Raw genomic sequence first — 25,731 nt, forward strand, 5'->3', positions numbered from 1 at the left:
CACCCGCCCTTTAAAAGTCGAAGTCGCTGGTAAATGAGCGCCGTATCAAGTACCGGAGCGATTTGTATTCCTTATAATGCGACGTCCCGCCGTGTTTTTCCTCCAGCCGTAGAATGACCTCCTGGCCATTGGCCTCGTCGGCCTTGCGGGTGAGCACAAAGCGGACCTGCAGCTCCCGCTCCCGGGGGTTGTCCGAGCTTAGGTCAAAGGTCAGGTCGTGGCTGTCGGAGATCAGATCGCCTGCCTCGGTGTAGATGCCAGCCCGTAGCACTCGCGGTTGGATCTTGTCCGTCACCGGCCCGGCCTGGTACATGGTTACCGCCAGTTGCCCTGAGGTAATCACCGAGCTGGCTCCACGCAGAATGTCCACCTCGACGGCGGTGACATCGCTCTGGCGTTTCTTGTTGATTTTGAGCACCGGGATTACCACCTCCTGCAGCGACGCGCCGCCATGCACAAAGCGGCTGCCTGAGCCCTTCAGGCGCAGGCGGTTGATAGACTTGGGGATATGCACTTCTACCTCACCGGCCAGTCCAAGCTGCTCGGGGGTGAACTTGCGCAGGCTTGATGCTTCAGTAAGCCCCTTGCCGAGCACAAAGCGGCGATCCCTGAACAGAATCTTGTCGCCCTCGGCGTCGACCCCGGAAAAGTCGCTCTCATCGATGGTGCGGTTCTGGTAGATGAAGCCATGATCTGAGGTCACCAGCAAGTTGCTGGCGTTGGCACCGGTCAGCTTCTTGATCAGGCGAATCAGCTCCTGCAAGGTTTCCTCCACCGCCTCGAAGACCCGCTCCTCGGATTCCCTCTTATCACCGGTGGCATCGATGCGGTTGTGGTAAATGTAAATCACGTCATGATCGCGCACCAGGGCCCGGCAATCGTCTCCCTTCATGGCCATCAATTCATCGGCCTTGCAAGCGGTAGCCCGTTGCGTGATCGCTTGACCGAGGATCTTGATGCGGTTGGCCGTCCCCTGGGAACTTTGCCCATCCACCAGTACAGTGCCGGTTTCATTGTCGGCAATGGCCAACGTTTTGTTGGGCAACAGGGCCGCCATGCCGATCTGGGTGTAGCTGGGCAGCATCGACAGAGCCGGTTCTAGTTCGGCGCTGTAGCGGTCCTCCTGGCGGATCAGGCTCATCAACTCGTCGCCGATCTCGTAACGCATCGCATCGGAGATGATTACGCAGACCTTGTTGTCTTTGCGCAGGAATGGCCGCACCCAATACTCGAAAAATTCTTTCTGCTTGCGTACCGGGAAGGCTTCCCACTTGGATGCCGAGTCCACAAAGGTCTGGAAACGATCGCCCAGCTTCAACAGGTAGTTATTTGAGTAGAGGTTTTCGATCTGGTCGGTCAGGCTGCCCATCAGCGATGCCTGTCCCGACATGCGCACATGGTAGGTGAACTTGCGGTAGAGTTGGTCGAGCAGATACCAGAAGCGGCTGTAACGCTGGACGCCCTCGGCTAGGCTGTCCATGGCCAGTTTGGCTTCGCCCAGGGCATGGGTGAACTGAGCGGCGTAATCGACCGCCTCGTACAGATGCCGGTATTCGCGGTACCAGTGGCCTTGCCGCCGCTGGCGAACCCAGATCGCCACATCTCCGCTGGAGGCGGTACGAGTAGACACCACCCGCACTAGTTCGCTGATGATCTTCTGATCGATCAGGCGGAAATAATCCAGATCGATCAACTCGCGGAAATCCCGCTTGGTCAGATCCTGCTCAATGCCAAGAACCTCGGCGCATTCCCCCGAGAGGGTTTCGAAGCTGCCTTCGAACTGACGGCTGTCTTTCCAGCGCTTAAGAAACACCATGGCGTCGCCGGTCAGTTTCACTTGCCCGTTGGTGCCCATGGCGTAGCAGGACTTGAACAACTCGATGGCGAAGTCACGGATGCCCAGCTCGTCGGACTTGTAGCCATAGTAGCGGATCATCTGTTCCCAGAAAAAATCATCTAAACTGCACCGTCCAACCAGCTTGATTTTTTCGTCCCGACCGTCGGCAAGCTCCTGCAGCAGGTTTTCTACCACCGCATCCATGCGCGGTTCGCTGCCAGTGCATACCGCCAGCATTTTCAGGCGAATCTGTCCGGCGGTGTCATCTGCTTTCAGCAAATTTTTAAGGGCATCCTTACGCTTGACAGCCTTGAAGAACTCCGCATTGGCCTGAACCACATCCGTGAACTCCAGGCCGAGCTCCAGTTCGGACAGCCAGATGGCCACCTGATCAGTGCGGAACTCGCCGTGGGCCAATTGAACATCCAGCAGCCAGTTATCCAGATCGGCGGGCTGAGGGCCTTCACGGTAGAGCAAGAATTTCTGCTCCGGTTGCTCGCGCAGCAGCTTATACTTAATGCCGTACTCGTTATTGATCAGCTCCAGCTTCTCTACGGCAGGCAGTGACAACGCCTCGAAGTCGTCGCGTAACTCCTGCTTGGCGTCGTACCAAAAGACAATTCGGTGCCGGTCGAAGAGCTTGGTCAGGGCTTGGGCAATGCGGTTTTCCATCAATGGTGCTCCTTAATCCTCTTGCGCATCCAGACCAACGATCTTCTTCAAGGCCGCTCCGAATTTGGGGTAGTTGACCTTCACGCCGTCGTCGAGGTCGATCTCCACCTGCTCGATGGCCAGTGGGTACAGCACTTCGCGTTCGTACTCTTCCATCTCGGCGATCATCTTGGTGATCTTCTCGATCTCCTTCAGGGCCTTGGTCTTCTCGCCCTGACTGCTGCTGGCGTTGATGCTGACCGCCTCTAGGTGGTTCTTGTGCGAGGTGAGCTTGGTGCGGAATTCGCGCAGGTAGTCGTTGAGCACCACGCTGACTGTATCCGGACGGTAGCGGTGCATGTAGATAAGCGCGTTAAAGCTGCCTTTGGGGCTGGAGAACAGCCAGTAGATGGGACGCTTTTTGTAGCGTTTCACATGGTCGGCATAAAACTCCTTGAGGAAGTAATCACGGATGTCGCGGGCTTTGCCATTTTTACCCAGCGCCTTTTCAACGAATTGGATGTTCGCCTCGTAATGCTCCTCACCAAAGGCCACGCGCAAGAATTTGCGGAACCGCTCGGCGATGTCGTCAGTGAACCAGTCGCCGTCCAACATGGGGATGACGTTGTCGTCATCCGCCGGGAAGCTTGGCTCCTGAACACACTTCAGGTAATCCTCGATGGTCTCGCCCTGATTGGCCAGGATCAGCCCCGGCTTGTCCAGCGCGTAACGGCCGAACATGCAGCCCACGGCGTAGGAGACAAGCTCGCGCATGGTATCGGCCAGCAGCAGCGCCTCCAACTCTTCCTCGTTCTTGTCGTTGCCGTAACGGTAGTGCGGGTTGCAGGTCAGGGTAATTTCGCTGGGTTCAACCTTTTCATCCAGTTCGTTTTGCAGGCCATAGGCCTCGATGAAGATGTGGTTGTTCTCTTGCTCCAGCCGTTGCATTGTTTGCATCATTTCCTGCCAGTGGACACGGAGTTTCTGATAAGTGACCTTTAGGGTTGACTGGCGGCATTCGGGAGCCAGTAGTGGCATCCTCATGAAATCCCACGATGTTTCGTAGGAGTCCCAGTCTTGGCGTGCAAGCGATACTAGCTTCCCGGAATTAGTCTGGATCGTTTGTGTGCAATCACCAGAATCTATAATTCTGACCTCGCTAACTTGATTAGGCCCGAAATTTACCGATGGAGCGAGTATTTTTAATATTTCGATACCAACTTTTGAATTAAGGAGCGTCATTGCTGTGTTTTGAGTTTTTTCATTTCCAAAGGCACACATACCTGCATTCGTAAATATAAAACCTTCACCAAATTTCCTGACACTTATATGGTCTGACGAAATTGCACTCCAAGTAATTCCATTCTCAAAGTAATGTCCCATGCCCGTTACGGTACGAGTCACCGAGTTGTATTTTTTTTGGGCAAGCTCTTTTATTTCCTCGCCATCGTTATACCAGTTCAAAACAGATTCTTGAAATCCATACCATTTTCTAAATCCACCGCCGTGATTTATCGGAACCCATTGCTTATCTGGTACTGAATTGACAGTGATTTTCGAAACTGCAACTTCTTGCCATCTTCGAATAAACCTTTCGTTATCCAGAGTCTTCATTCCCTGAGCAGTATCGAGATTATCGCCAAGTCTTACGCCAGATTCGAATGCTTGAATGATAGATTTTGATGTCCAGTATGCGATTGGATGTCCAGGAATTTTAGAAAAGTCATTGGCAGAAGAACGATACAACCAACCACAGCTTGGATTGTGAATTGCTTCAAAGGCCATCGACGATTTTTCAGCCTCTGATTTACCATTTACAAGTCGAAGGTACACACCTTCATTGTTTGGGATAACTGAATTGCTGAAAACAAATGCTGTTGTTGAAACAACAGCACCACCAATTGAATCAAACCCACGTTCACCAATATGCGCCATTGAGAGAATGGTTACACGAGATAAGAGCTTTGTTCTAAGGGCTTCAAAAGAAGAAAGAAACATCCAAGCTTGCATAGTTATCATCGCCGCCATGCCTTGCTTTAGCGCAAGGCCCAACAACCTTTCCATAAACATCGCAAAAAGATCCGACTTCCCTTCGGGGTAGTTATCTTTCGCCCACGAGCCTAGGCGACTATCCATTCCCCCGCTGCTCATATACGGAGGATTGGCAATCACCACATGGTATTTCGGGCCCAAGTAATAGGCTTGCTCCAGAACTTTTAGCACTTTCTGGTGAGTTGGGCTAAGAAACAAATGACCAGAGACATCCTTTGATTCCAGCATGCTGAGTATGCCGTCAACATCGGTGACCTCTGGACGGATCAAGGAACCGAAGTTGTCGGCCTCTTCGAACTGGCGCAGGGTGGCTTGCAGTGGCACGGTGAACAGATCGCGTCCGACGAAGTCCATGTAGCTCTTCAGCTCACCATCGTCGAAGTGGACATTCTCCAGCACGCAGATGTTCGGCTTGACGTCCTTGTTGAAGAACCGACGTTGCTTGATGCGTGCTTTCATTGTCAGCGCAAAAGCCGCCAGTTCCCCGGCGCGTTCGTCGATCTCGATGCCGTAGAGGTTATTCGTAAGAATCTTTTCCGGAATCTCGGCGGACTCGTAGCCTTCCTCCTCGTAGATGGCGTAGAGCAGGTCAAAGGCATAGGTGAGCATGTGGCCGGAGCCGCAGGCCGGGTCGCAGATCTTGATCTCTTCCGGCTTGGTGATGCGCAGGAAGTCGGTTTCCGCCTGCTCGGGCTTGATGTAGTAGTCCATCTGCTCGACCAGCTTCGAGCCGGGACGATTGAGCAGCCATAGGCGGCCGAGGGAGTTCTCCACCAGATAGCGGACGATCCAGTGTGGGGTGAAGAGCTGGGTGGCGGCGGGGATATTCTCCGGCGTGATCTTCTTGTTTTTCTTCAGGCCGTCGAACACCTCGTCCTTTTTCTCGGAGATGTAGAACTGGTAGAGCCAGCCGATCACCTCGACATCCTCACAGGCATCTGGCGTCATCGCCTCACGGGTGTAGGCGAGGATGGAGTTGCCCGAGAGCAGGTCGTCGGGCATCAGCAGTTCGGTGTAGTCGTCGATGCGCTGGAACAGAAAAGGCATGGCCTTATTCCAGAAGTTGCAGGCGGCCACTACCAGCATCCGGTAGGCTTCCCCCTGCGGATCATGGCTGGATGCTTTGCCGTCGAGCAGTGCGAAGATTTGTTGACGGGTCTTGTCCGGCACCATTTCTTCATCGATATGCCCCATCTTAGCTTCGGCCAGAATTTCGGGCTGGAACTGCCCAGGGTCTGCTGGAGAGACAATATTGACCCGGTTATAGCGGTTCACGTCCATGAAGCGCAGGGCGCAGAAGCGGTTGAACCAGATATATGCCACCCGCTCAATGACCTGTTTCTTATCGGTTTTCTGGATTGCTTCTTCCAGTTTTTTAACCGCCGCATCATGCTCACGGCGTGCCGAACTCTCTGCCGTCAACACCAGCTTCAACTTGCCGGAGACCTGCTCCAGCAGAGAGCGTCGAGCATATTGGGCGAAGCGCTTTAATTTTAGTGTTTCCATCGTTAGCCTTCCGCACTCAGACGCCGGACTGAATTTGCGCCGAACTGTTTTTTGTACTGATCTAGATTCAAAATTGCACAGCCCACTGCACAGGGCGCTGACCAATCTTTATGCGAAATGGGCAGAGACTTCTTCAGTTCATCCTGTTTCGCAAGCAACAACGCAGGCTCGAGGCTGACCATCGAGATCAATACAACGTAGAGGATGGGTTTTGTTACTTTTCCACTGTGGCTACGGAACCAATAGCTATCCCGGTATTTTCCAGCTAAATCAGGTATGAGGTTTCCGGTTAGCAGCTTTGTTTTGAATGCCTCTGGATTGGCGGCTCCAGGCTGATCGGGATCTTTGATTTCTAGAAAGACAAACCGGTCTGTGTACTCTGCTATAAAGTCCACCCTCTTTATGGTGCTGGGATTGTGCAACGCATCGTCATCAAAGATGATCGCCTCCGTGGCTGAGCTAAAGTCAAACTCCAAGTCATTCTCGGCTAAAATTGTCATCAAGCACCTCCTAAAGAGCGCTTGATCTCTTCATCATACAGATCGCTGAATGTATTGGCGATTGCATTGCTGTTCAGCTGTCGATAATCATCAGCAGACTGAACCTGCACATCTCCATTTTCCCTTGCTAGCGCATGAAATCTAATGTGATCTCCTGCATCCGTATCGACGAGGAGATCAAGCCACTTGAGCAGCACATAGTCGTGAGTTGCCAGAATGATCTGTTGGCCGTTTCGTGACAGCTCCAGCATAGTCTGCACGAGCAGTTTCATCAGCTGTGGATTTAAATTTGACTCTGGTTCATCCCAGAACAACGAGCCTGTAACACCGGGGACAAGGGAACAATTTTGCAATAGTCTTTGTAGTACACCGAATTTCCGAAACCCTTCCGCCATCATATTGGGGCTGAACACATCTTTTCTTTGCGGCGAAAAATAGGTCAGCTTTCCATCCTTTGCCTTTCCGTCGGCATATTCAATGTACGTACCGGGCTGAAATGACATTTCTCCGGCATCCAGAGAAAATCGTCCTTCCATTTTGTTCACCAAGTTTTCTAGCAGCCATTCTTCTTTTTCTCGTGGCTCCTGGCCAGCGTCATTGAGAAGTTTGGCTGCCAAATCAAAATAGGTTTCATCGAACATCAGTTTGAGAATATTCGCATTTACCTCGATGTTTCCGAAGCCTCTCAGAAATGTCATGAGTTCCTTCGTGGGAATGAAGATAGGGCTCAAGCTATCGTGCTCGTAATCACTATTCTCTTCTACGGTGACTGATTTTGAATTTGAGCGAAATTTCAGTGCGATTCCTTTGTCGGAAACGAAACTGGCGCGCATCCAGGCATCTTCAGCCACCCCTATTTTGCGCATTTTCCCAAGCTTCCGATCAGGAGGGAGAAAGACATTGAGCAGCTTATTCGTTAAGGCCTCTTTTATCTCTTTATCCGACACGTCTTCTTGACCATTCAGGCCACTATTCGCCGAGCAAAGAGCGTAGGCAGCCTTCAGTAAATGGCTTTTCCCAGCACCATTTTCGCCAATGATCACATTGATCTTGGCGGAAAAATCGATGGACAAGTCTTTGAAGACTGTGAAATTTTTCAGAGTTAGATTTGTGATCATATTTGAATTCTTTTTCCTTTGCGGATTTCATCCAACAACGCCTCGCGCATGGATTCCAGGTAGCGTTTCACGTCAGTCTCGTCGGCCAACCAGGCTTTGTCGAACGAGACCTTCACCGAGCGGATCGGCACGTACTCAATGCGTGGTTCCGGTTTAGCCGGTGGCGTGGGCTTCGTACCTGCATCCGGCGTAGCTGCTTGGCCGGGTTGCGGCTCAGGCTCGGGTGTTAGTGCCGGTTGCGCCCAAGAGGTCATATGCGAAAGCAGCCGCTGGTAGTCGCTTTCCTCAAACCGGCGCAGGTTGTCGCGGATGACGGCGATCAGTTGCTGGCGCTCAAGGCCTGAGTTGAATTCGTTAAACGGGCGGGTGACGTGCTCCTGCTGCTCACCGTTCAGTACGCTGAATTCGGCCATTCCGCAGAGGCGGCCTTTGAGGGCGTCGACCCTTTCCTTGGCCTTGGCAATCTCGGCCTCGATCTGGGCAGTGACCTTCCCCTGCAGGATTTCGACTTGCATCTTCACCTGCGGCATGCGGTTGCCCTTGAAGCATTCCGGATCGGTCATGCTGGCGACTATCTGCGCAGATTCTTCGCCCTCGATGTAAGCAAAGTTGGGCTCCTGGCTTTGAACGAATTTACGGGCGTTATCGAAAATGCCTTTCTGTGGGCCGCTCATAAATTTCCGGACAGGATCGATGACGCTTTCCTTCATATTGAGCAGTGCATCTTCCTGGCGGGTGAGTTCGGTCAGATACCAGGCGTATGGCTTACCGGTTAGCTCCTTGAGCTTCTCAATCACCGGCGTCAGCGCCTTCAGAAATGGATACTGGGATGCCTGGGCCTCCAGCGGATTAAGCTGATGGATGAGTTCTTGAAGTGCGGTTCCGGTCTCCTTGCCAAGTACCTTCGCTTCACTGGAGCGTGGCGGGGCATCAAAGAAGTCCTCAAAGAATTCTTTGAGGGCGCGGACCTGCGATGCAGTAAATTCGACCTGGGGTTCCAGCACCACATTGCCGTGGCCATGGGTGTTTCGTAGTGCCCGTTCAATTTCGCCCTCTTCCAGCAGGTTGCCGTCGGTGCGAACTTCAATCTTGCCGCGTGCGCACAGTTTGGCCAAAGTGCAAAGTACGGCGCCGTAGTACCAGCCGTATGGTTTGCGCTCGAATTTCTCCAGCAGGTTCTTTAGCGTGGTGCGCACGCCACCCCGATCGTTGCTATGGATGAACGCCAGAAGCTCCTGCTCGGACTCGGCCAGTGAAGTGGCATCGTTGCCGAACAACCCCTGCTGAGAATGCTTAAGAAATTTAGCGATGTCATTCTCGGCATAGGTGACACCGCGCAACATGCTAAGGTTCGGATAGGTGCGGGAAATGAGCTCATGGAATCCTCGTAGCACACGGGTCTGTGCATCTTCGGAACCGATCTCAATGTCACCTCCTGCCACCACCAACTTGGCCTTGCTCATCAAGCTTTGAGCACGCTGCTGTAGTTCGGCATACCGTTCCCGGTTCTGGAAGCCCTTGTCCGTCAGGATGCGTTTGACGGCCTCCTGTTGCGTGATCGAGATATTCTGCCGGATGTATTTCTCCGTCCGTTTGTACATGAGTATGTCGCGAACAAGCCGTTCATCTGCTGGCATCAGGACTAGCAGTTCGTCACGCCCCATGCTCTGCATCCGCAGAGTGGACTCGTTTTCGGCGTTTTCATGGAACGGACTGATGACATGAATGGCCAACTCGTACTCCCGCCCGTGCAGTCGGTCATCGAGCTTTCTGGAAAATGGGTAATCCTGGCCATTCTCGTCGTAGCGGATCTTCCTATGCTTGATGACGTGGTCGAAAACGATCTTCTCAAGTTCGGCGGCAATGTCTGACGACTCAACTTCGGTATTCTTGATTTCCTGTTCGACGTCCTTTTCCTCGTCGGTCAGGTATTCATACAGTTCGCCATTGCGCTGCACGTAGGTTTGCTGTTCGAGAAGGCTGAGGGCTTCTTCGACTTTTTTCCGAAGAGCAGGTAGATCCTGATTGAATCCGTCCAGCATCAGGACGCACAGGTTGCGAAGGGTCGGCTTGAATTCCTTGACGTATTTGACCAAGAAGAGCGTTTTCAACAGCCGGATCGCAAAGGGGCCATCCAGGTGGTTTTCAGCTTGGATGATGGCCCGCTGAATGTTGGACTTTAGCGCGGTGCGGATGCCCTCGAACATCAGGTCGAAGGTCGCCAGCTGACCAATTTCATGCCCCCCGATCTGAATTGCAACTTGCTGGAATACGCCCAGCATGGAGCGTTCACCTACTGAGCTGTGTTTGCCCTCAAAGGCATTATGCTGCGACAGATTCTGAATAGCCGACTGGAACAGCGCGAACTGGTACGGAATAAACGGATAGCAGTGGATGAAGTGATCCTGATCCTGATAGTTCCTGTAGGTTTGTGAGCCATCGGCAAAGTCGAACAACGTCCTAAAATTGTTGGACTGCGAGTGAAAAATGTCTGAGAGCAGACGAACGCCTTCATCAGTTTTCATAAGCAGACGCTTTTGTATAACTTCCGCCACGTCGGCGCTGGTCAGCTTCATGCGGTTGGCAAATCGCGCCTGAATCTTGGAGAAGTCGTTGCCTTGCTGTTTGCCCATCTCGCCGACAACCGTCCCCATGTCTTCCTGGGCGGTAACGATGACCCATGCGCGTCCTCGGCATTTTGTGGCCAATGTCTCGGCGATAGTCTGGAGATTGGTCATCAGCTTAACATTTTCAGCAATGTACTGACCAACTTCATCAACAAAGAAGTTTAAGCGAAAATTGGGAGATTGCCGTTTGATATAGGCATACACTTGCTCGGCGAAATCTTCTATAGAAAGGCGATAATCTTGCCGATGCTTATCAAGTACATCTTTTTGATTTTGACCAGTAATCTTATTATAGGCATTGTCAATTTGATCTGCTACGCGGGTTGGTCGACTACGCCCCCATTCCCACGAATTCTTGGCCTCCTTTTCAAACTCCAAGCAAAATGCCTCGAGCAGGCCCTCATGGTCTAGTGAGCGCTCAAACTGTGCGATGTACGCTTGCTTGCCGTAGTACCCGCACATCTCATCGAATACTTTGACGAAAACTGCAAGAAGCGCATCAAGCTGAGCTTTGCTGATCACATCTGCTTTTTGATCAATATTGAACAGAATGCTTTTCGAAGGGATGTTAGCCGTTCTCTTGAGATCACCACGCAGAATTTCGTTGTCACCGCACTTGGGAAGAAACAAGTCAAGTGTAGAGACTCCGTCGATCTGCCGGTTTTCAAGTAACATTGCCAAAATTTTCAATAGATGTGATTTACCTGACCCAAAGAAGCCGGAAACCCATACACCATTAGCACCTTCGTAGTGGTTATAGGCTCCTAGAAAGGATTCGAGTTGCTTTTCAACCTCATTAGTCAGGACATATTCTTCAACTTCTAAACGGAGACTGGCTTCATCATCAGCTTTGATGACCCCTTCGATTGGACGGTCAACTGGCTTCGCAAAAATGTTTCCAAGATTCATTACGCATCCTTCGTTTATACTTCGCAGTGAAAGATGTTAAACGCTCGGTAGTACTTGTCGTCACGTAGTCTGCCGAATAAATCGAGAGACGCTCCAGATTCAAGGGAATGACTATAGGCTCCTGGAAAAAAGAGGACAGTCGGTTGCTCTTTCGCCGTACTCTGTAAGTTATTCAAAACGTTATGTGATCGGATATATGGAAAAACCTCGCCTATTCCAGAAAGAAAAAGCACGTCAAAATCAGTGGATGCAATTTTCTCTGCGATGGCGGGCACCATAACAGTTTCGATATCCAAAATACCTTGAAGTTCTTCCTGAAGCTTGGATTTTTCCAAGCGAGACTCATTTTGAATCAACCATTCAAAGTCACCTTCAGCTTTGAGTATGCCTATTGAAAGGTCATACAGGTTGATCTCAAGGACTCTGACCCCTACTTGCGCTAGGCGATTGATGAGTTGGTTTCGAAGTCGTTCCATTTCATTGGACTCTTCAGGTATAAATGGGCAGATAAAGAATGGGATCTCATTACCGAGGCCTTGTTTATTGAGAAAACGCTGCCCAGATATCACAGAAAAAAGATGTTGAAATCTGTCTTGCATAGGCATTCTGGCTATATCTGCTGTCAACGCGCTATCCTCCGCAGATAGGATTCGTTTACCGGAAAATATAAGAGATCTCTGCGATCCCCTTGCAGGATCAATTCTAGTAATCTAGGGCTAAGCATGGCTGCATTTATTGTATTATTGACCGCTAAGAGGTCGGCCTGCCGAAGCATCTTGAACAAGATTTGCCGCAGCTTTTCACGGGTTGTTTGAGTAAGATCATCAAGCTCACAATGCCATTCGGACTTCCGGTTGAAGAAAGAATCAAAATCATCATAGGTTACATCAGTTTTCAGACTAATGTAACGTTCCCGAAGCACTTCTACAGCAAAATCAGCGATGAAATTGTAACGACGACAAATGGCAAGCCACAAAAGATAGCCTTGCTCTTGACTGTTACCTTCAACAAAAAATTCAAGAGTATCATAGCTCAGCGTCTGTATCCGAGAAAGAACCTCACGGCAAACACGCTTGAGTGTATTTAGTGTTCTGGCTTGTAATAAATTGTCTGCGATGACCACATCTCGAACCACATTCCAATCGCGACAGTCAAGATAGAGTTTCGCAAGACTTACAGATTCACGGTGAAAGAGACTTCCAGCCGTAAATGACATATTGTATCTGTCGTTGTTCATTCTTTATCAATAATGTGTTATATGGTGATCAGCATGGCTACTTACATCTACGTACTTATATACTTCATCTTTACTGAATTTTCATAGAGGCCCATGCGATGATCAGGTATTTTGCTTATCGATCCGTTTACGTTGGTGTTATCGTTGTCCCAAGATGTATTTACTAATATCGATTGACAAACAGTATCTTTCATATCGGGCAGTTTTGAAGTTTCTCGCGAGGATTGGAAGTAGTTCATAGCTCGCCAGAAGTAAAAAAGAAAGCGGGTGGACTTGACCTGACCCACAGCGTTCACCATTTGTAAGTCAGAGATCCCCATTAGGTTACACGAATACATATTTTTTCGAAACTATTCTGGCACAAAATCATAAGTATTGGGCACTGGAGACTCCGTACCTTGGCGCAACTCTTTGTTAAACGCTAAAGTTCAATAGCAAAACGTTAACTCGAAGCATTTTTTGCGCAAATCACCCAGCAACACCCCATCGGAAGTCGAACACCCAATGGACATGCACCACGCTTCAAGCGCTTTGTAGATTCTGCGCCATGGAGGGTCATGTATTTCACGGTAACGGGTGATGCCCACTATTTCAAGTTCTAGGGGGACATTGCCACGCAGAGGGAAACTTTCCAGGGAGAGGGTACCTACTCAAGCTTGCCTAGAATCGTATCAGCTTGTTCCTGCCCGGCATTGGCAGCTATACATGTGTAGATATACAAGCCTTGCTCGCCTCTGAGGCGAGCAAGGCTTGCTGGTGTGCGCCCCAATGGAAAGTGTCATCGTTCCTCTACTGCCGCAGGCCCGCAAACACTTCTCTAGCAGAGCGACCCTTGCCAGCCTCAAGGCTCTTACTGGAAAGACTTAGGGCCTTGAGCATGGCAAAAGTTTTTTGCATGCGCTCATATCCAGGAATGCCCATGAGCACGGCCTTGGCCTCGCCATTCTGGGTGATAACAACGGGCGACGCAGTTTCTTCGTTGAAAGTGTGAATGATTTCTTTGAGGTGCGCCTTGACCGCACTAATTGGGCGTACTGCTGTGCTGAGTTGCATTTTCACGCTCCTTTTGCCAAATAAGTGCTGAATTTGGTTCTATCGGTCAAGCTGGCTTCGCGTCACCGTGCGCTGGATTGTGCTTGCCAATCAGTGAAGGCTTGTCCCCGTTCATTAGAAAATAGCCAATCATAATGAAGAGGGCCGGGGAAATCCCCGGCCCTCTCTACTCAGTCCCTCAATTATTCAACCAAACCGACTTTAAAACTCATACCGCAGCGAACCAAACACGCCATGCCCAGTGCGGAGTTCCGATGCCTGCAGATTATAGGTCAGCCCAAGGGTAAAGTCGCCCTTGCCAAGCTCAAAGCCCAAGCCGCCGTCAAAGGTGGCGTAATCCACCACCTGCATTTTCATTTCGGCCTGGCTGTCCACACCGGGAACGCGGGCCTTGCTCCTGGCCTTTACGTCTCCCGCCGCCGGGATAACGCCCAGATCAAGCTGCGGCTTGATCTGCCAGCCGCTCTCGGTTTCAAAGGTTTTGGCAAAGCTCACGCCTACGGGGAATGTCCAAATGGACTGCGTGCTCTCGTCCACCTCAAAGACGGTGCCGCCGCTCTTCACGTCATAGCCATCGGTCACAAGGCCCAGATAGCGCACCCCCACATGCGGAATAATATCCAGCGCACCGGCGTTGAATTTGTATTCCGCCTTAAGGCCCGTATTCCAGGCATGGCTGGTGACGTCGGCCTTGAGGTCGCTCATCTGCATGGAGGCGGGCATATCCTGCTCCACCTTACTGTAGTTGCCGGTATAGCCCACATCGGCAGAAAGACCGAAGTTGTTGTACACCCAGCCGCCGTAAAGGCTCACGCCCCAGAAGTTGAAGCGATTGTCCGTGCTGTTGAAATCGCCGTTGGATTTTGCGTACCCGGCACCGACGTTGAACGCGGCACCGAAGCGGAACATGTCGTTGATGGTGTAATCCGCACCCAGGGCAATGCCGCCAAGACTGCTGTTGTAGCCGGTTTTGAAGTTCTCCGCCTTCATGCCCCAAACATTGTTGGACTGGTAGAGCGGCATGATCCAAATTCCAAGGCCGTTTTTAAGGCCGTCACCGGCACTGAGCCCGGAATCAAGGCTGAGGCTGCCGTCCGTATCTTGCCTCACGGCCACGGCTTGGCTCATGTCTGTACGCGGCGACGTCATTGATGTGCGGTTGAGCACCGCACCGGAGGCCGCAGTCGCAGCACTCAGGGTGCTGCCCTGCACGGCACCTACAGCAGCCATCTGGGCCGCACCTTCAACAGTTGCGGCGGCCTTGTCGCGGTCTGTCGTGCCGATGTAATTATCGCTCATGGCGCGGGAGATGAAGCGCACGCCCGCGTTGGGCGAATTCGGATTTACCCCGGTCTGAACCACCATGCGATCTACCAGTGCCCCCATGCTGTTCGACAACATGGGGAAGGACGAAGACGCCGCATTGGCCTTAAGGGACACGCTGTATGCGCCATTGGCCGTATCAAACGTGCCGCCCGTGGCGGAAAGCAGAGCGGTGCTTGTGGTCAGGTTGCTGCCTGTCCAGCTGGCAGCATCCTTTGTGGAAGCGCCAAAGCCGCCAGTGACGTTCAGCGTTTCTCCGTCCTGACCGCCCACGATGTGCAATTTTGCACCGGAATCCACAGTAAGGGTGCTGGTGCCCCCGGCTTCACCTGAAAGGGCCACGCCGCTGCCGATGCCCGTAGCGTCCACCACAAGCAGAGATTTATCGGCAAAATGAGCGGTGTTGGCAGTGGCGGCCGCGCCGCCCGTGACCCATGTTCCATCCACATTGATGCCGCCTGCGGTGCTCAGCGTCTGCGGCGTGCGCAAGGCGAGCGCCGCCGTTATGTCCTGCCCCCACAGGCCCTTTCCGTCACTCTGATAACGCAGCACTTCTGTGCGCAGCCATTCGGCATCTGTGCTGCCCAGAGACACCATGCTGTTCTGGCCCACGGTCATCAGGGCATCCAGGGTATTGGCGGTGAAGGTCAAACCGCCCATGGAGGCGTTTGAAGTGTCACCAGCGGCAGCGAAAGGCGGGTCAAAGTTGAGCTGGCCACCATTCATGCTGACGCCGGTGGCAACAAGGGTGCCGCTGCCGGAGCTGCTGCCCACGGCAACCGTAGTGGTTGCGTTGCCAGTGAGGCCACCGGCAACGGTATGCGTGCCGTTGATCACATTGATAGTATTGGTGCCTGTGGAGGCATCAATACCGCCCTGTAGTGTGCCGCCGGTTGAGCCGCCCGCAGGATTGCCCAACGTCAGTATACCGCCGTTGAGCGTGACGCCGCTGTCTGCCAGAACATTACCTGAAGCCTGCCCAGTAAGGGTCAAAGCTGCGTTGCCGCTGACAGTGGTTGCGCCAGTGATGCCGCCAACCGTTGCGGCCCCGGAAGTGAGTCCTCCGCTGCCGTTTATGACGGCAGTGGGCGTGGCAAGACGGGCATCGCCCACATCCTGCAATGATGCGCCGGAAGTGCTCACCGTGATGCCCTGTACTGTACCCGTGCTGCCAGCAGCCAAGAGCTTGTCTGACAAAGTTTTGAATTCAGCCAGCGTCATGCCTGAACCGACATAGCCATTCAGCAGCAGGGTGCCACCATTGGCAACATTCACGGCGTGCTGGGTGGCAGAGTCTTTGAAGTCATCGCCCGTGGCGTTGACCAGTTCATCATACTTCACCTGCAAGGTGCCCGTACCCGTCACTGCCACGCCCGTGGAACCGGCAGCATAGGCTGCATTGGCCACACTGCCATTGACCACAAGTTTGCCGGAATTGGTGGTGCCGCCCACAGTCAGCAGGCCGCCGGTCTGGTCGAGGTTGTTCACTGTCAGCACCGCGTTGCCGCTGATCTTGGCCTGCCCGCCGGTCTGGGTCAGGTCGCCAGTTTGCCAGTTGCCGTGCCCAACCTGTAGCGAACCGCCGCTTACAGCCAGAGATGTGGTGGATGTCTGGTTGCCGCCGGGGCCGGAATCTGCCCCCAGAAAAACGTTGTTGCCCGTACCAACGCTGAGGCTTGTTCCCTGAAGAAAGTCCGTGCCATCGGTGGTGCCAAGCAGTGTGAGAGTGGCGCTGTCGCCGCCTGCAACATTAAAGGCAAATGTGCCATTGCGCATGTCCAGCGAATTCAGCGTGAGCATGCCTTTTTTCAGGGTTGCCGTTCCGCTGGGGGCCAGCCCCATGTGCTGGGCGCTAACAGTGCCACCGTCCAGGGTGAGGCTACTACCAAGCAGACCCGTGCCCGGCTCTGGGCTGAAAGAGCCGAAGTGCAGATTCTTCGCAGAAGTCAGTGTGCCGCCGGTGTTAACGGTTACGTCTGACCCGCTCACCTTGGCGTTGCGCGCGATGGCCAGTATGCCGCCATTGTTCACGTCAATTGTGGTGTAGGTCTCTGCCGCACCGTCCGCTACCTGATGCGTGTCGCTGATGGCGATGGGCGCAGCGGCAACTGCCATGCCAGCACTTCCCATCAAAAATGCGCTAATTGCCACTCCGCCAAGCACATTGAGCATGTGACATTTTTTCAGAATTCCCCTGTAGCGCTGCATGAGCATACCCAGGGCACCTTGTGTAAATCGCATGCAATCCTCCTCAGAAATTGTCTGGTTGTGTCCAACCGGCTTCCTTCGCGGAAGCTGGAGCAACTTTGTTCTTCCCGTTGTGAGGATTATGTAAAATTAGCCGTCGGTCAATACCCTACTAGCGAATGTGCCGCATTTCATTCAAATCTTGCATCATGCAAGAAAAATCATGCCCATTCGGACCGGCTTTTAGGCTGGAGCGTCAGCAACGAGGAATATCGCAGTGGACGGTATCCATGCGTCTGCAGTACCACACGCGTAACATTCAACGCATTGAGGATGGCTCGCGCCAGCCTGGTGTGCTGCTCGCGCTACGCATGGTGGTCGCAGTTGATGCGGCCCCGGGGGATTTTTTTGAAACTCTTTTTGAAGAAGCCGTCGGCGAAGCTGGCGATGGGGTCTTATCGCCAGCCCAGAGGGTGAGCGTGAATTACCAGCCACTGGGGGCAGTTGAGGGGCTGAAGAGCATATTTGGTCCGTTACTGGCTCAGGCACGGCTGGCCGTCGGCATGTCGCAGACCGCCATGGCAAAAAGCGCGGGTTATAACCTGCGCAATGTCAATGCGGTGGAAAAAGGGCAGCAAGAGCCTGGCGTGATGTCTGCTCTTGCCCTAGTGGCGGCAACGGGTGTGGATATCCGCGAGTTTTTTGATCAGCTGCATCATGCCTCAGCCGCGCTCCCCAAGGAGTAATTGCGGCGGGCCGCGGAGATATGGTCAACTGGATGTTCCTGTGCTAGTGGCAGGACATGGCAGACACAAAAGGATGCACAAGTAAAACCAGCAGAAAATACGCAGGTACGTGGCTGTGCTGTGCTCTGGGCGTTACTCTGTGCCTTTTATCTGCCTGCGCTTCCTCGCCTCGGCAAAAAGCCAGTGCTCTTGCGCAAGAGCAGGGATTTTCCGAGCGCCTCTTCTCAACGAAGCTGTTTACTTTGTGCGGCTTGCTTCGTCCCGGCTTATCGTCTGACTCAAAAATTTTGCGCGTGTATATTGAAGGCGACGGACACGCCTGGGAGTCTCGCACCCGGCCATCTGCAGACCCCACGCCGCGCAATCCTGTTGCCCTGCGCCTGGCTATGGCTGATCCGGGGGCGGATCCCGTGCTTTATCTGGCGCGACCATGCCAATATGTTCAGGGCGAGGATAGGCGGCAGTGTTCAAAGCGCTACTGGACGTCAGCGCGGCTTGGGCCGGAGGTAATTAACAGCCTTGATGCGGCCATTACCCAAGCCAAGGCTGCATGCGGGGCAGAGCAGATTATTCTGGTCGGGTTTTCTGGCGGTGGCGGGGCTGCGGCACTACTTGCTGCCACGAGGGGGGATGTGGCCTTTCTGGGCACGGTTGCGGGCAATCTTGATACTGAAACTTGGGCAGACCTGCAGGGTGTGAGCCAGCTTGCAGAATCTTTGAACCCTATGGCGGTGGCTCCATCGCTGCAGCACTTGCCCCAGAGGCATTTAAGCAGCAATACTGACGCGGTTATGCCCCCGGAAATCAGCGAGGGGTTCTGCAGGGCAGTGAACCAACCAGAAAGTTGCGTTGTTATTTCAGGCGTGCAGCATGGCGGGCCGTGGCAACGTTACTGGGGTTATGATTACTCTCCTGGTAAGCCCTGACGCCAATTTAATGCACATTCATGGTAGTCATTCTGCCATGATTCCCCCTGTCAAAGTCAAACATCCATCCTTACTGCGAACCAGCGCCTATCGATTCCGCAAGGATTTTATCCCATGCGGATATCCTTTACTCGCTTCGCCGCAACGTGGTTCTGACTCCGTAATTAATTACCAGATCAGGCTATTCCATGCCGATATAGTATGCAAAATTACTGGAGGATATTAAGTCATGGACACACATGCATCTGAAACTGCAATCTTTGAGCAATTAGAGAAGAATCTCCCACCGGTGTTTTCCCGTGAAGAAGCGGCCCGGCAGATGGGAGGACTGATGAGGGCCAAAACTCTTTCAAATCTTGATGCGGCAGGCAACGGGCCGTGGGTCAAAATACGCATCAGAAAGAAAGTATGCTATGAGCGTCGAAGTTTCCTGCAATGGCTTCGGCAGTACGTCCAGCAATAAACAGCATAGCACCTGAGGCAATTCAGCAATCGGGGCATGAAGAAATTCGTGCCCCTCTTCTATTATATGCGGCAGTTGTTTTCCCGTTTGGGATTTATTCAACACGTATCACCCCGAAAGGAAAGTTTTCTATGGACAAGAGCAGATTTGTATACGCTGGTATCCCCGGGCCCGGTAGTGGCCCCTGGCAGTTTATCGAGGACACTCGAGAGTCTCGTTCACAGGCACTTGATGAAGGCTGCAAGGCGTTCACGACCATGAGCTTTGACTTTGAACCAGAGAAGGGCAAGGCTGAACCTTTACGCTTCGGTGACCTGTGGCTGGACATCGACTGCAAGGAAGCGCCGTTTCTAGCAGTGATTGCGGCTCGGATGCTGATCACGGATTGTACCCATGCTTATGATGGCTTTAACCCTGCCATGCTTGAATACTTCATGAGCGGTAGCAAGGGAGTACATATCCGCATTCCGGCTGAAATGTTTGGCGGTGAAAATGGCCATCCCTTTCTGCCCAGATTACACCTCAAGATGCTTGAAAAGCATTTTTCTCAAACATCGCATAACCAGAGGCTCGGAATGCTGGCGCTGGGTGAATTTGTACCCGGTACACTCAAGGGAAAAACTATCGGCGACCTCGTAGACACCAGTATGTACTGCATGGGCAAGGGACATCTACTTCGCGCTCCCAATGTCAGGCGACCTGACGGGCGCTACAAGGTGCAGGTTAGCGAAGAAGAGTTTTTTGAGTGGGATGTTGACTACCTGCTAGATCTTACGCGGGAACCAAGGGCAAATTTAATCCCGTTGGTATCTCCCTCTACAACGGGAATGACAGCTCTTTTTGATTACGCCCTGATGAACTGGCAATCGCTGGATCCTCGTAGCTACAACCTCCAGTCGCTTTCAGCATGCCAGTTTATGCACCACTGTCGCGAAAATGCCGCAACACTCAGCGAGCCTGAATGGTTTATGATGATGAGGGTGCTGGCGCCTCTGGGTGAAAAAGGGCTTGATCTGGCGCAGGAATACAGCAGGCATTACCCAGGATACTCAGCGCAAAATACTCGCAACAAGTTCCTGCATGCCTTGAATAAGGGGTATCCAGCCACCTGTGAGGAAATTCAGAAAATCTTTCAGTGTACCCCTCGTTGCAAGGTTCGTATTCCACTTGAGCTTGAGCGTAAACGTCAGAGCGATGCGGTAGTTGTGGCTGAATCGTTTAGCCTGAAAACAGATGGTCTGTACTATTCCTCTTCCCGTGGCATGCTGGAAGACGATGGTTTCAAAGTGTGCAGCCCAATGAAAATTCTCGGCAGGATGCGCAATACGGACGGAACTGGCTGGGCAAGATTGGTGGAATTGGTGACACCTGATGGCAAGGCCAACAAACTGAATATTCCCATGAGGGACTGTGTTGGAAGGTGCGATAATGTATTAGCTTTGCTTTGCGATAATGGCCTTGAGCTGACCGGCGGAAAGATGGGGAAGTTTGTCATGGATTATCTCCGCCTTGCTGCTACGGACAAGGTCTTCATCAACGTTGAGCGGCTGGGTTGGCATCGCAACCGGTATGTTCTTCCAGATGAAATTTTTGGCGAAGGCGGGAACGAAGAGATCAACTATACGCAGGAAAACGGACTGTTCAATTGCGTTGGTGATCTTGCAGAGTGGCAGGAACACGTTGGCCGCTATTGTTTGGGTAATACTCTGTTGATGCTGGTTGCGGCATTTGCATTAACCGGTCCACTTCTGCGTTCCTGCGAGGTGGAAGGGGGAGGGCTGCATCTCTTCGGCCCATCGTCTACTGGCAAGACAACTTTGGCGCTGTTGGCTGGTAGCCTTTGCGGTGGCAACGCTGACAAGGGGTATATTCGCCAGTGGAACACTACGGCGAATGCCGGAGAATATACGGCGGTACAGCATAATGATGGTCTGCTGGTGATGGACGAATCTGGCGAGGCCACCGCCGAGGCTCTGTACAAGTTGATGTACATGCTGTTCAACGGTCAAGGCAAGCAACGCATGCGGTCGGACTCCACCCCGCGCAAAGCTTATCATTGGCTGATTCAGCTTTTATCTACGGGTGAACAGACGATTGATGAAAAGATTGAAGAAACTGGAAAACTCCGGGCCATGTCTGGGCAGAGCGTCCGCGTTGTCAATCTTCCCATCGACGGTGGAAAGGGCAAGAACGCCTATTCCAGCTTGCATGATTTTGAAAGTGCTGCGGAATTGAGCGAACATCTTAAAAAAGCAGCCAAACGTTACTATGGAACACCCTTGAGAGCTTTCCTTAGGGCCTTGTGCGGTGCCAATAGTAATGAACTGGATGCGAATATCGCTGAAATCAAAGAACACATTGAAATGTTCGCCAAGGAATGCTGCCCTGACGGTTCATGTGGCCAGGTTCGCCGTGTTGCAGTTAAGTTTGGCCTGATAGCCGCTGCAGGTATGTTTGCCACCCAACATGACATCCTGCCCTGGACGCCTGAAGAATCAAGTGATGCTGTGGCAGAATGGTTTAAAGTCTGGCTTGATGGACGTGGTGGCATCGGCAATCTGGAAATCATGAAGGCGCTTGAGCGGTTTAAGGATTTCATTGCGCGTCACGGCAGGAGCCGCTTTGTTGAGGTGGACAGTCTGGGAGAGAGTATGCGCGATCTTGCGGGCTACAGGTGGGAGGACAAGGGGGAACAGACGTTTTTCATGAACATCCCTACGTTTAACGATCTCGCCAAGGGCGTTAATAAACACGAATTATTAGACCACATGAGGCAGCAGGGCTGGCTCCTGATGAATGACAAAGGTAACCTTGTGACCACAAAGTGGATCAAGGGGCACAACGTTCGCGGTTACGGCTTTATTCTGTCCGCCTGGGACGGTGAAGCCGGGCGGGGTAAGTCGCTGTCCCCTGAAGCAAATGTGAACATGAGTTTTGGTGACGATTTTTAACCTGTGCGGCGCACAGAAGGGTTTGTGCGGTTTCTAGCCTGAGATAACTGTATATTGCTGGGGTTTCAGGCTCCGCACAAACGCACAGACCGCACAGCGATTTTTACCATGTTGCAAAAATGGTAATATGGGTTAGCCAAGAGCAGAATTCATCTATGCTGCGAAAACGGTTGCAGCTAATATGGACAACGAAAAGGCCCGGCATGGTAGAGTTTATGCCGGGCCTCTCTAAGGTAACTTGCGTGCGGTAATCTTCAGATCAGAATGCAATAGGGAACCATAGCCAACTTTATGCATAATGCTGTTCAAGTCTTGCCAATTCTTCAGCTCTGAAGCTGCTAACCGGTGCAGTTGGATGGAGGGAGATGACGCTTCACCGCTGTGGTTGTTGTTACAGGCGTAGAGGAGCTTGAACATCCGCTTTCGATTTCTCCAGTATGTACAAACTAAAAAGCGCATTTTGGGTTTGTGCGGTTGTGCGGTTGTGCGGAAACTCAAAACACCTGAAGAACACAGGGGGGGGTGTAAAAATTCCGCACAAGGGCATTTGTGCGGCGCAGTGTCATCCTGTGCGGTGAGAACTGAGTATCGAGGTCTTAAGGCTTTCAGGGATCTAAATTCGACCATGTTTTGTGCCAGCCACAAATTCGCAGCCGGAAGGGCACGGGGCTTTTCTTGGCGCATTGAGCAGGCATACTTGGCAATCATCGGAGTGAGCGGTCTGTATGGCCATGAACGGAGCAATGGCCTTTGTCGCTGCCATTTGGCTGCGTTGCAACTGGGCGCGAAAAGGTACCTGCCCTCCATTAGAGTCATGGGCAGACGGCATCATCGATCGACGAGGCTTCGCCTGGCTGCGACGCCTTTTTTGTCCGCTCATGGGAAAATAGTTGCTAGTTTAACATGCTTAAATATTTAACAATGACTTTTTTTGTTCCTGCATGCAGGCTGTCTTTCGTGATCACTGCAGGTAAAAATGCAGGAGCTCTTCACGGTAAACAGGGGCCAATGCAGGAACGAGGCTAGCTTTGTATCAAACTTCGTGCCAAATGCAGAAGGTGCTTGCAGGCAGATGCAGGAACATAGCTGCTTTCGGCATGACACCGCGTCAGGCCAAGCAAATATGCAAGACTGTTATGGGGAGGGACACAAAAAAAAGCGCGTGACTCGAAAGTCACGCGCTATAAAAATGGGTAAGGCAGATGTGCTAACCCTTTAAGCGGTAACCTTGCTGAGAGCCTTTGCCCTCATTAGGCTCAAGAAGGCCTTTCTCCTCTAGGCTTTTTGTGATGATACGAGCTTTTCTTTTACAGCAAACCAGTTTTTGCGCGATATCTGCGGTTTTAACGGTTCCTGTACCCTTGGTCATGTAGTATACCGCTTTTTCGTCGGAGGACAGTTTACTAGAGGTCGCTACATCCTCAATCTCAAGTTCATCAAGCAACGGTTTGTCCTGAATTGTGAGATCTTGTTCCGGCCTAGAGCATGCCTGGGCAACTTCGATTTCTTTCCCATCTGCTCCGGTAGCGGTCAGAAATTTCCATCGCGGAGCTCTAAGCGGCAGATGCAACCAGAAGGTTTTTTTCTGAAGGACGGCTGCTTCCTTGCAAACCTTAAAACATACGCCAACGGTCAAGCCGTCCTGGGCTGCCATATGCTGAACTGCTTCCGTACCGAGCTTTTTTTCCAGAATTTCTGTACTCCGCACCAGCACGATTTCCGAGTGGGCGCGAATTGAAAACTCTTCAGAGCCTCGTGCTTTTGCAGCGGAGGTACCCGCGTTGGGGCCTTCTTGAGTGTGACTGACCATGACCACCCCGAGGCCTTGTCTTGTCAGGCTGTCAACCCAGTCGGCAAAAAGTTTACTGACGGTGGTGGAATTATAGAGTCTGCCATCGTCCATGAGGGAAGTTAGATTGTCCAGTACGAGATAGCCGCAGTTATGCACGCGCATGATTTTTTCCACATTGTCGCGGAATTTCTGGTCCGTAATGGAAAAGGGAAGGTCGTTGCCCTTGAGGTCAAACTTTGAGAGCAGAAATAGGCTATTGCCAATCTCTGCAACAAGGCCGAGCTGACTAAGTCGTACTGCAAGAAGATCTTTCGGCGTTTCGCTGTCCAAATACAGAATATTTCTGGATTCCCCAGTAGTGAAAAACTCAAACAACTTTCCACCGCTGATGATAGCCTTGGCAGCCGAAAGGCAGATGAGGCTTTTCCCGGAATCCTTCAAGCCATGCAGCATGGTGAAGCCACCTGGTAAAAAGATTTCCTCGGTGGTAACATCCTTGACGCATGTCTTCAGTGGCTTCGTCAAGCCGGTGTCGGGTTGAAATAGAGACAAAGAGTTGAACGAAGAGTCCTCGTTGCAATTGCTCTGTTCATTGGGCGCTTTGAAAATACCCAGCCTCTCCCACAACCCCTTGAATTTTTTATAGGGAATGGCTTCCTCGATTAATTGTGCCGCGAACTGATCGGGGTCCTTAACAGTGCCAAGCCACACAGTCCTACGCAGCAGCTTAGCCTCTGCATCGGTAACGTCCCCTGCATGGTTTGTCAGGTCACCGCATGGCTGTGAGTGCAGCAGAAAGCCAGGATAGATCTGGAAATCATTAGCCTGCCCGCCCATTATATACTCTTTATACGGATTGATCATCGCCATGCACTCTTTTGTCGGTGCAGGGATAAATACAACCTTACGCCCGTGGAAATAATTCCAAGGGAGCACTGTGAGGTCATTCCCGAGATGGGCTGTCACGATGAACTCTTCGGGCTTATGGCCTACGATTTTTTCAAGTCTGCGCTCGAATGCAAGGGCTGTGCGCATGTCCTGAAAAAAAATGACAGGAGCGAATAGGTGCTGGTCTATAAGGTGCTGGTTAAGAAAGTGAGCTGTTGGTTTGAATTTTCCCATACAAAGTACATTATTACCAACTGTAGCAGGAAGACAGAAGTCATTCCCATTCAACCGATAACGCAGAATGGCTCCGATTCTCTGATTAGCATTGCCGTAGACGTACCTTTTCTCTACCAACTCAGCGCAAGACGATCCAGCCGGAAGTCCAGACAGATAAAGAACGTTAGGTATGTCATCGGTTGGCCGCGATCTCCCATTCAATTCAGCAGAGTGTCTCTCGCTGGAAAGCTGAAAAATTTTTTCATGAGATATTTTTAGAATATCTGCGAGAGTAGCTATCGCGTCTAATTTTGGCAGGTTAAAGACTTTACAGAGAAGCTCCACCCATGTTCCTTCGATGTAGTCCCCGAAGTTAAGTCGATAAAGTAGCTTGCTACTATGAGTAAGTTTAAAAGAAACACTGATTTTTTCATGTGGAGAACAAACATTAATGTTTTCGATAGCGAGGAGTGCTCTATTGCCACCTAATAGGTATTGGTGTGACGCCTCCATCTCAAGAAGAGCCTCGAAAACAGCCACCTTGATTAGATTGTCGTCCAGACCGTAGATGTTGGTGGTGTTCATTTTGCCGAGCGTCTCATTAAACGCAGGGGATAATGAATCATTCCCTGCCAACCGGATGAGGTTTTTGGGGTTGCTGGGTGACGGAAGAGGGGTCCATTTCCTAATGAGATATTTCAGGCCATTAGGGGAAAGCTGCTGATTTCCTTTCATATACTTCTCTTGCT

General features: G+C 51.9%; 14 protein-coding genes. 4 read left to right on the forward strand and 10 right to left on the reverse strand.

Going from position 1 to position 25,731, the window contains the following annotated elements; genetic code table 11:
* Positions 1-10: 10 nt before the first annotated feature.
* The 9 genes from pglZ to QZ383_RS00155 form a co-directional block, all read right to left on the reverse strand.
* Entirely contained in the window at positions 11-2,509 is a 2,499-nt protein-coding gene (gene pglZ / locus QZ383_RS00115) for a BREX-1 system phosphatase PglZ type A (RefSeq protein ID WP_291442027.1), read from the reverse strand.
* Positions 2,510-2,521: 12 nt separating this feature from the next.
* A complete protein-coding gene (pglX, locus tag QZ383_RS00120) occupies positions 2,522-6,046 on the reverse strand; it encodes a BREX-1 system adenine-specific DNA-methyltransferase PglX (RefSeq protein WP_291442029.1) in 3,525 nt (1,174 codons plus the stop codon).
* A gap of 2 nt (positions 6,047-6,048) precedes the next feature.
* Entirely contained in the window at positions 6,049-6,546 is a 498-nt protein-coding gene (locus QZ383_RS00125) for a hypothetical protein (RefSeq protein WP_291442031.1), read from the reverse strand.
* Entirely contained in the window at positions 6,546-7,664 is a 1,119-nt protein-coding gene (locus QZ383_RS00130; RefSeq protein ID WP_291442032.1) for an ATP-binding protein, read from the reverse strand. The genes QZ383_RS00125 and QZ383_RS00130 overlap by 1 nt, the downstream gene beginning before the upstream one ends.
* Positions 7,661-11,200, reverse strand: a complete 3,540-nt coding sequence (gene brxC / locus QZ383_RS00135; RefSeq protein WP_291442034.1) for a BREX system P-loop protein BrxC — start codon at positions 11,198-11,200, stop codon at positions 7,661-7,663. Before brxC ends, QZ383_RS00130 begins: the two co-directional genes overlap by 4 nt.
* Positions 11,201-11,214: 14 nt before the next feature.
* On the reverse strand, positions 11,215-11,805 hold the full coding sequence (locus QZ383_RS00140; RefSeq protein ID WP_256267711.1) for a DUF1788 domain-containing protein: 591 nt from the start codon (positions 11,803-11,805) through the stop codon (positions 11,215-11,217).
* 17 nt (positions 11,806-11,822) lie between these two features.
* Entirely contained in the window at positions 11,823-12,437 is a 615-nt protein-coding gene (locus QZ383_RS00145; RefSeq protein WP_291442038.1) for a DUF1819 family protein, read from the reverse strand.
* Positions 12,438-13,226: 789 nt separating this feature from the next.
* A complete protein-coding gene (locus tag QZ383_RS00150) occupies positions 13,227-13,490 on the reverse strand; it encodes a type II toxin-antitoxin system Phd/YefM family antitoxin (RefSeq protein WP_291442040.1) in 264 nt (87 codons plus the stop codon).
* 201 nt (positions 13,491-13,691) lie between these two features.
* Positions 13,692-17,054 carry an autotransporter domain-containing protein gene (locus QZ383_RS00155; RefSeq protein ID WP_291442042.1) on the reverse strand — a complete coding sequence of 1,121 codons (3,363 nt, stop codon included), beginning with the start codon at positions 17,052-17,054 and terminating at the stop codon, positions 13,692-13,694.
* A 155-nt stretch (positions 17,055-17,209) separates the two neighbouring features.
* Here QZ383_RS00155 and QZ383_RS00160 point away from each other — a divergent pair, with 155 nt between their 5' ends.
* From QZ383_RS00160 to QZ383_RS00175, 4 genes are all read left to right on the forward strand, one after another.
* On the forward strand, positions 17,210-17,746 hold the full coding sequence (locus tag QZ383_RS00160; protein WP_291442044.1) for a helix-turn-helix transcriptional regulator: 537 nt from the start codon (positions 17,210-17,212) through the stop codon (positions 17,744-17,746).
* Positions 17,747-18,039: 293 nt separating this feature from the next.
* Complete coding sequence (locus QZ383_RS00165) at positions 18,040-18,672, forward strand: hypothetical protein (RefSeq protein WP_291442046.1); 633 nt, start codon at positions 18,040-18,042, stop codon at positions 18,670-18,672.
* Between the two features lie 229 nt (positions 18,673-18,901).
* Entirely contained in the window at positions 18,902-19,135 is a 234-nt protein-coding gene (locus QZ383_RS00170; protein WP_240824156.1) for a hypothetical protein, read from the forward strand.
* 131 nt (positions 19,136-19,266) lie between these two features.
* The gene (locus QZ383_RS00175; RefSeq protein WP_291442049.1) at positions 19,267-22,086 is read left to right on the forward strand and encodes a DUF927 domain-containing protein; all 2,820 of its coding nucleotides are present in this window, start codon (positions 19,267-19,269) and stop codon (positions 22,084-22,086) included.
* A gap of 1,207 nt (positions 22,087-23,293) precedes the next feature.
* Here QZ383_RS00175 and QZ383_RS00180 read toward each other — a convergent pair.
* Positions 23,294-25,717 (reverse strand): AAA family ATPase, encoded by a 2,424-nt coding sequence (locus QZ383_RS00180; protein WP_291442051.1) that lies wholly within the window; start codon positions 25,715-25,717, stop codon positions 23,294-23,296.
* Between the last annotated feature and the right edge of the window lie 14 nt (positions 25,718-25,731).

It is taken from the genome of Desulfovibrio sp. (assembly GCF_019422935.1).
In the GTDB taxonomy this organism is placed as follows: Bacteria; Desulfobacterota; Desulfovibrionia; order Desulfovibrionales; family Desulfovibrionaceae; genus Desulfovibrio.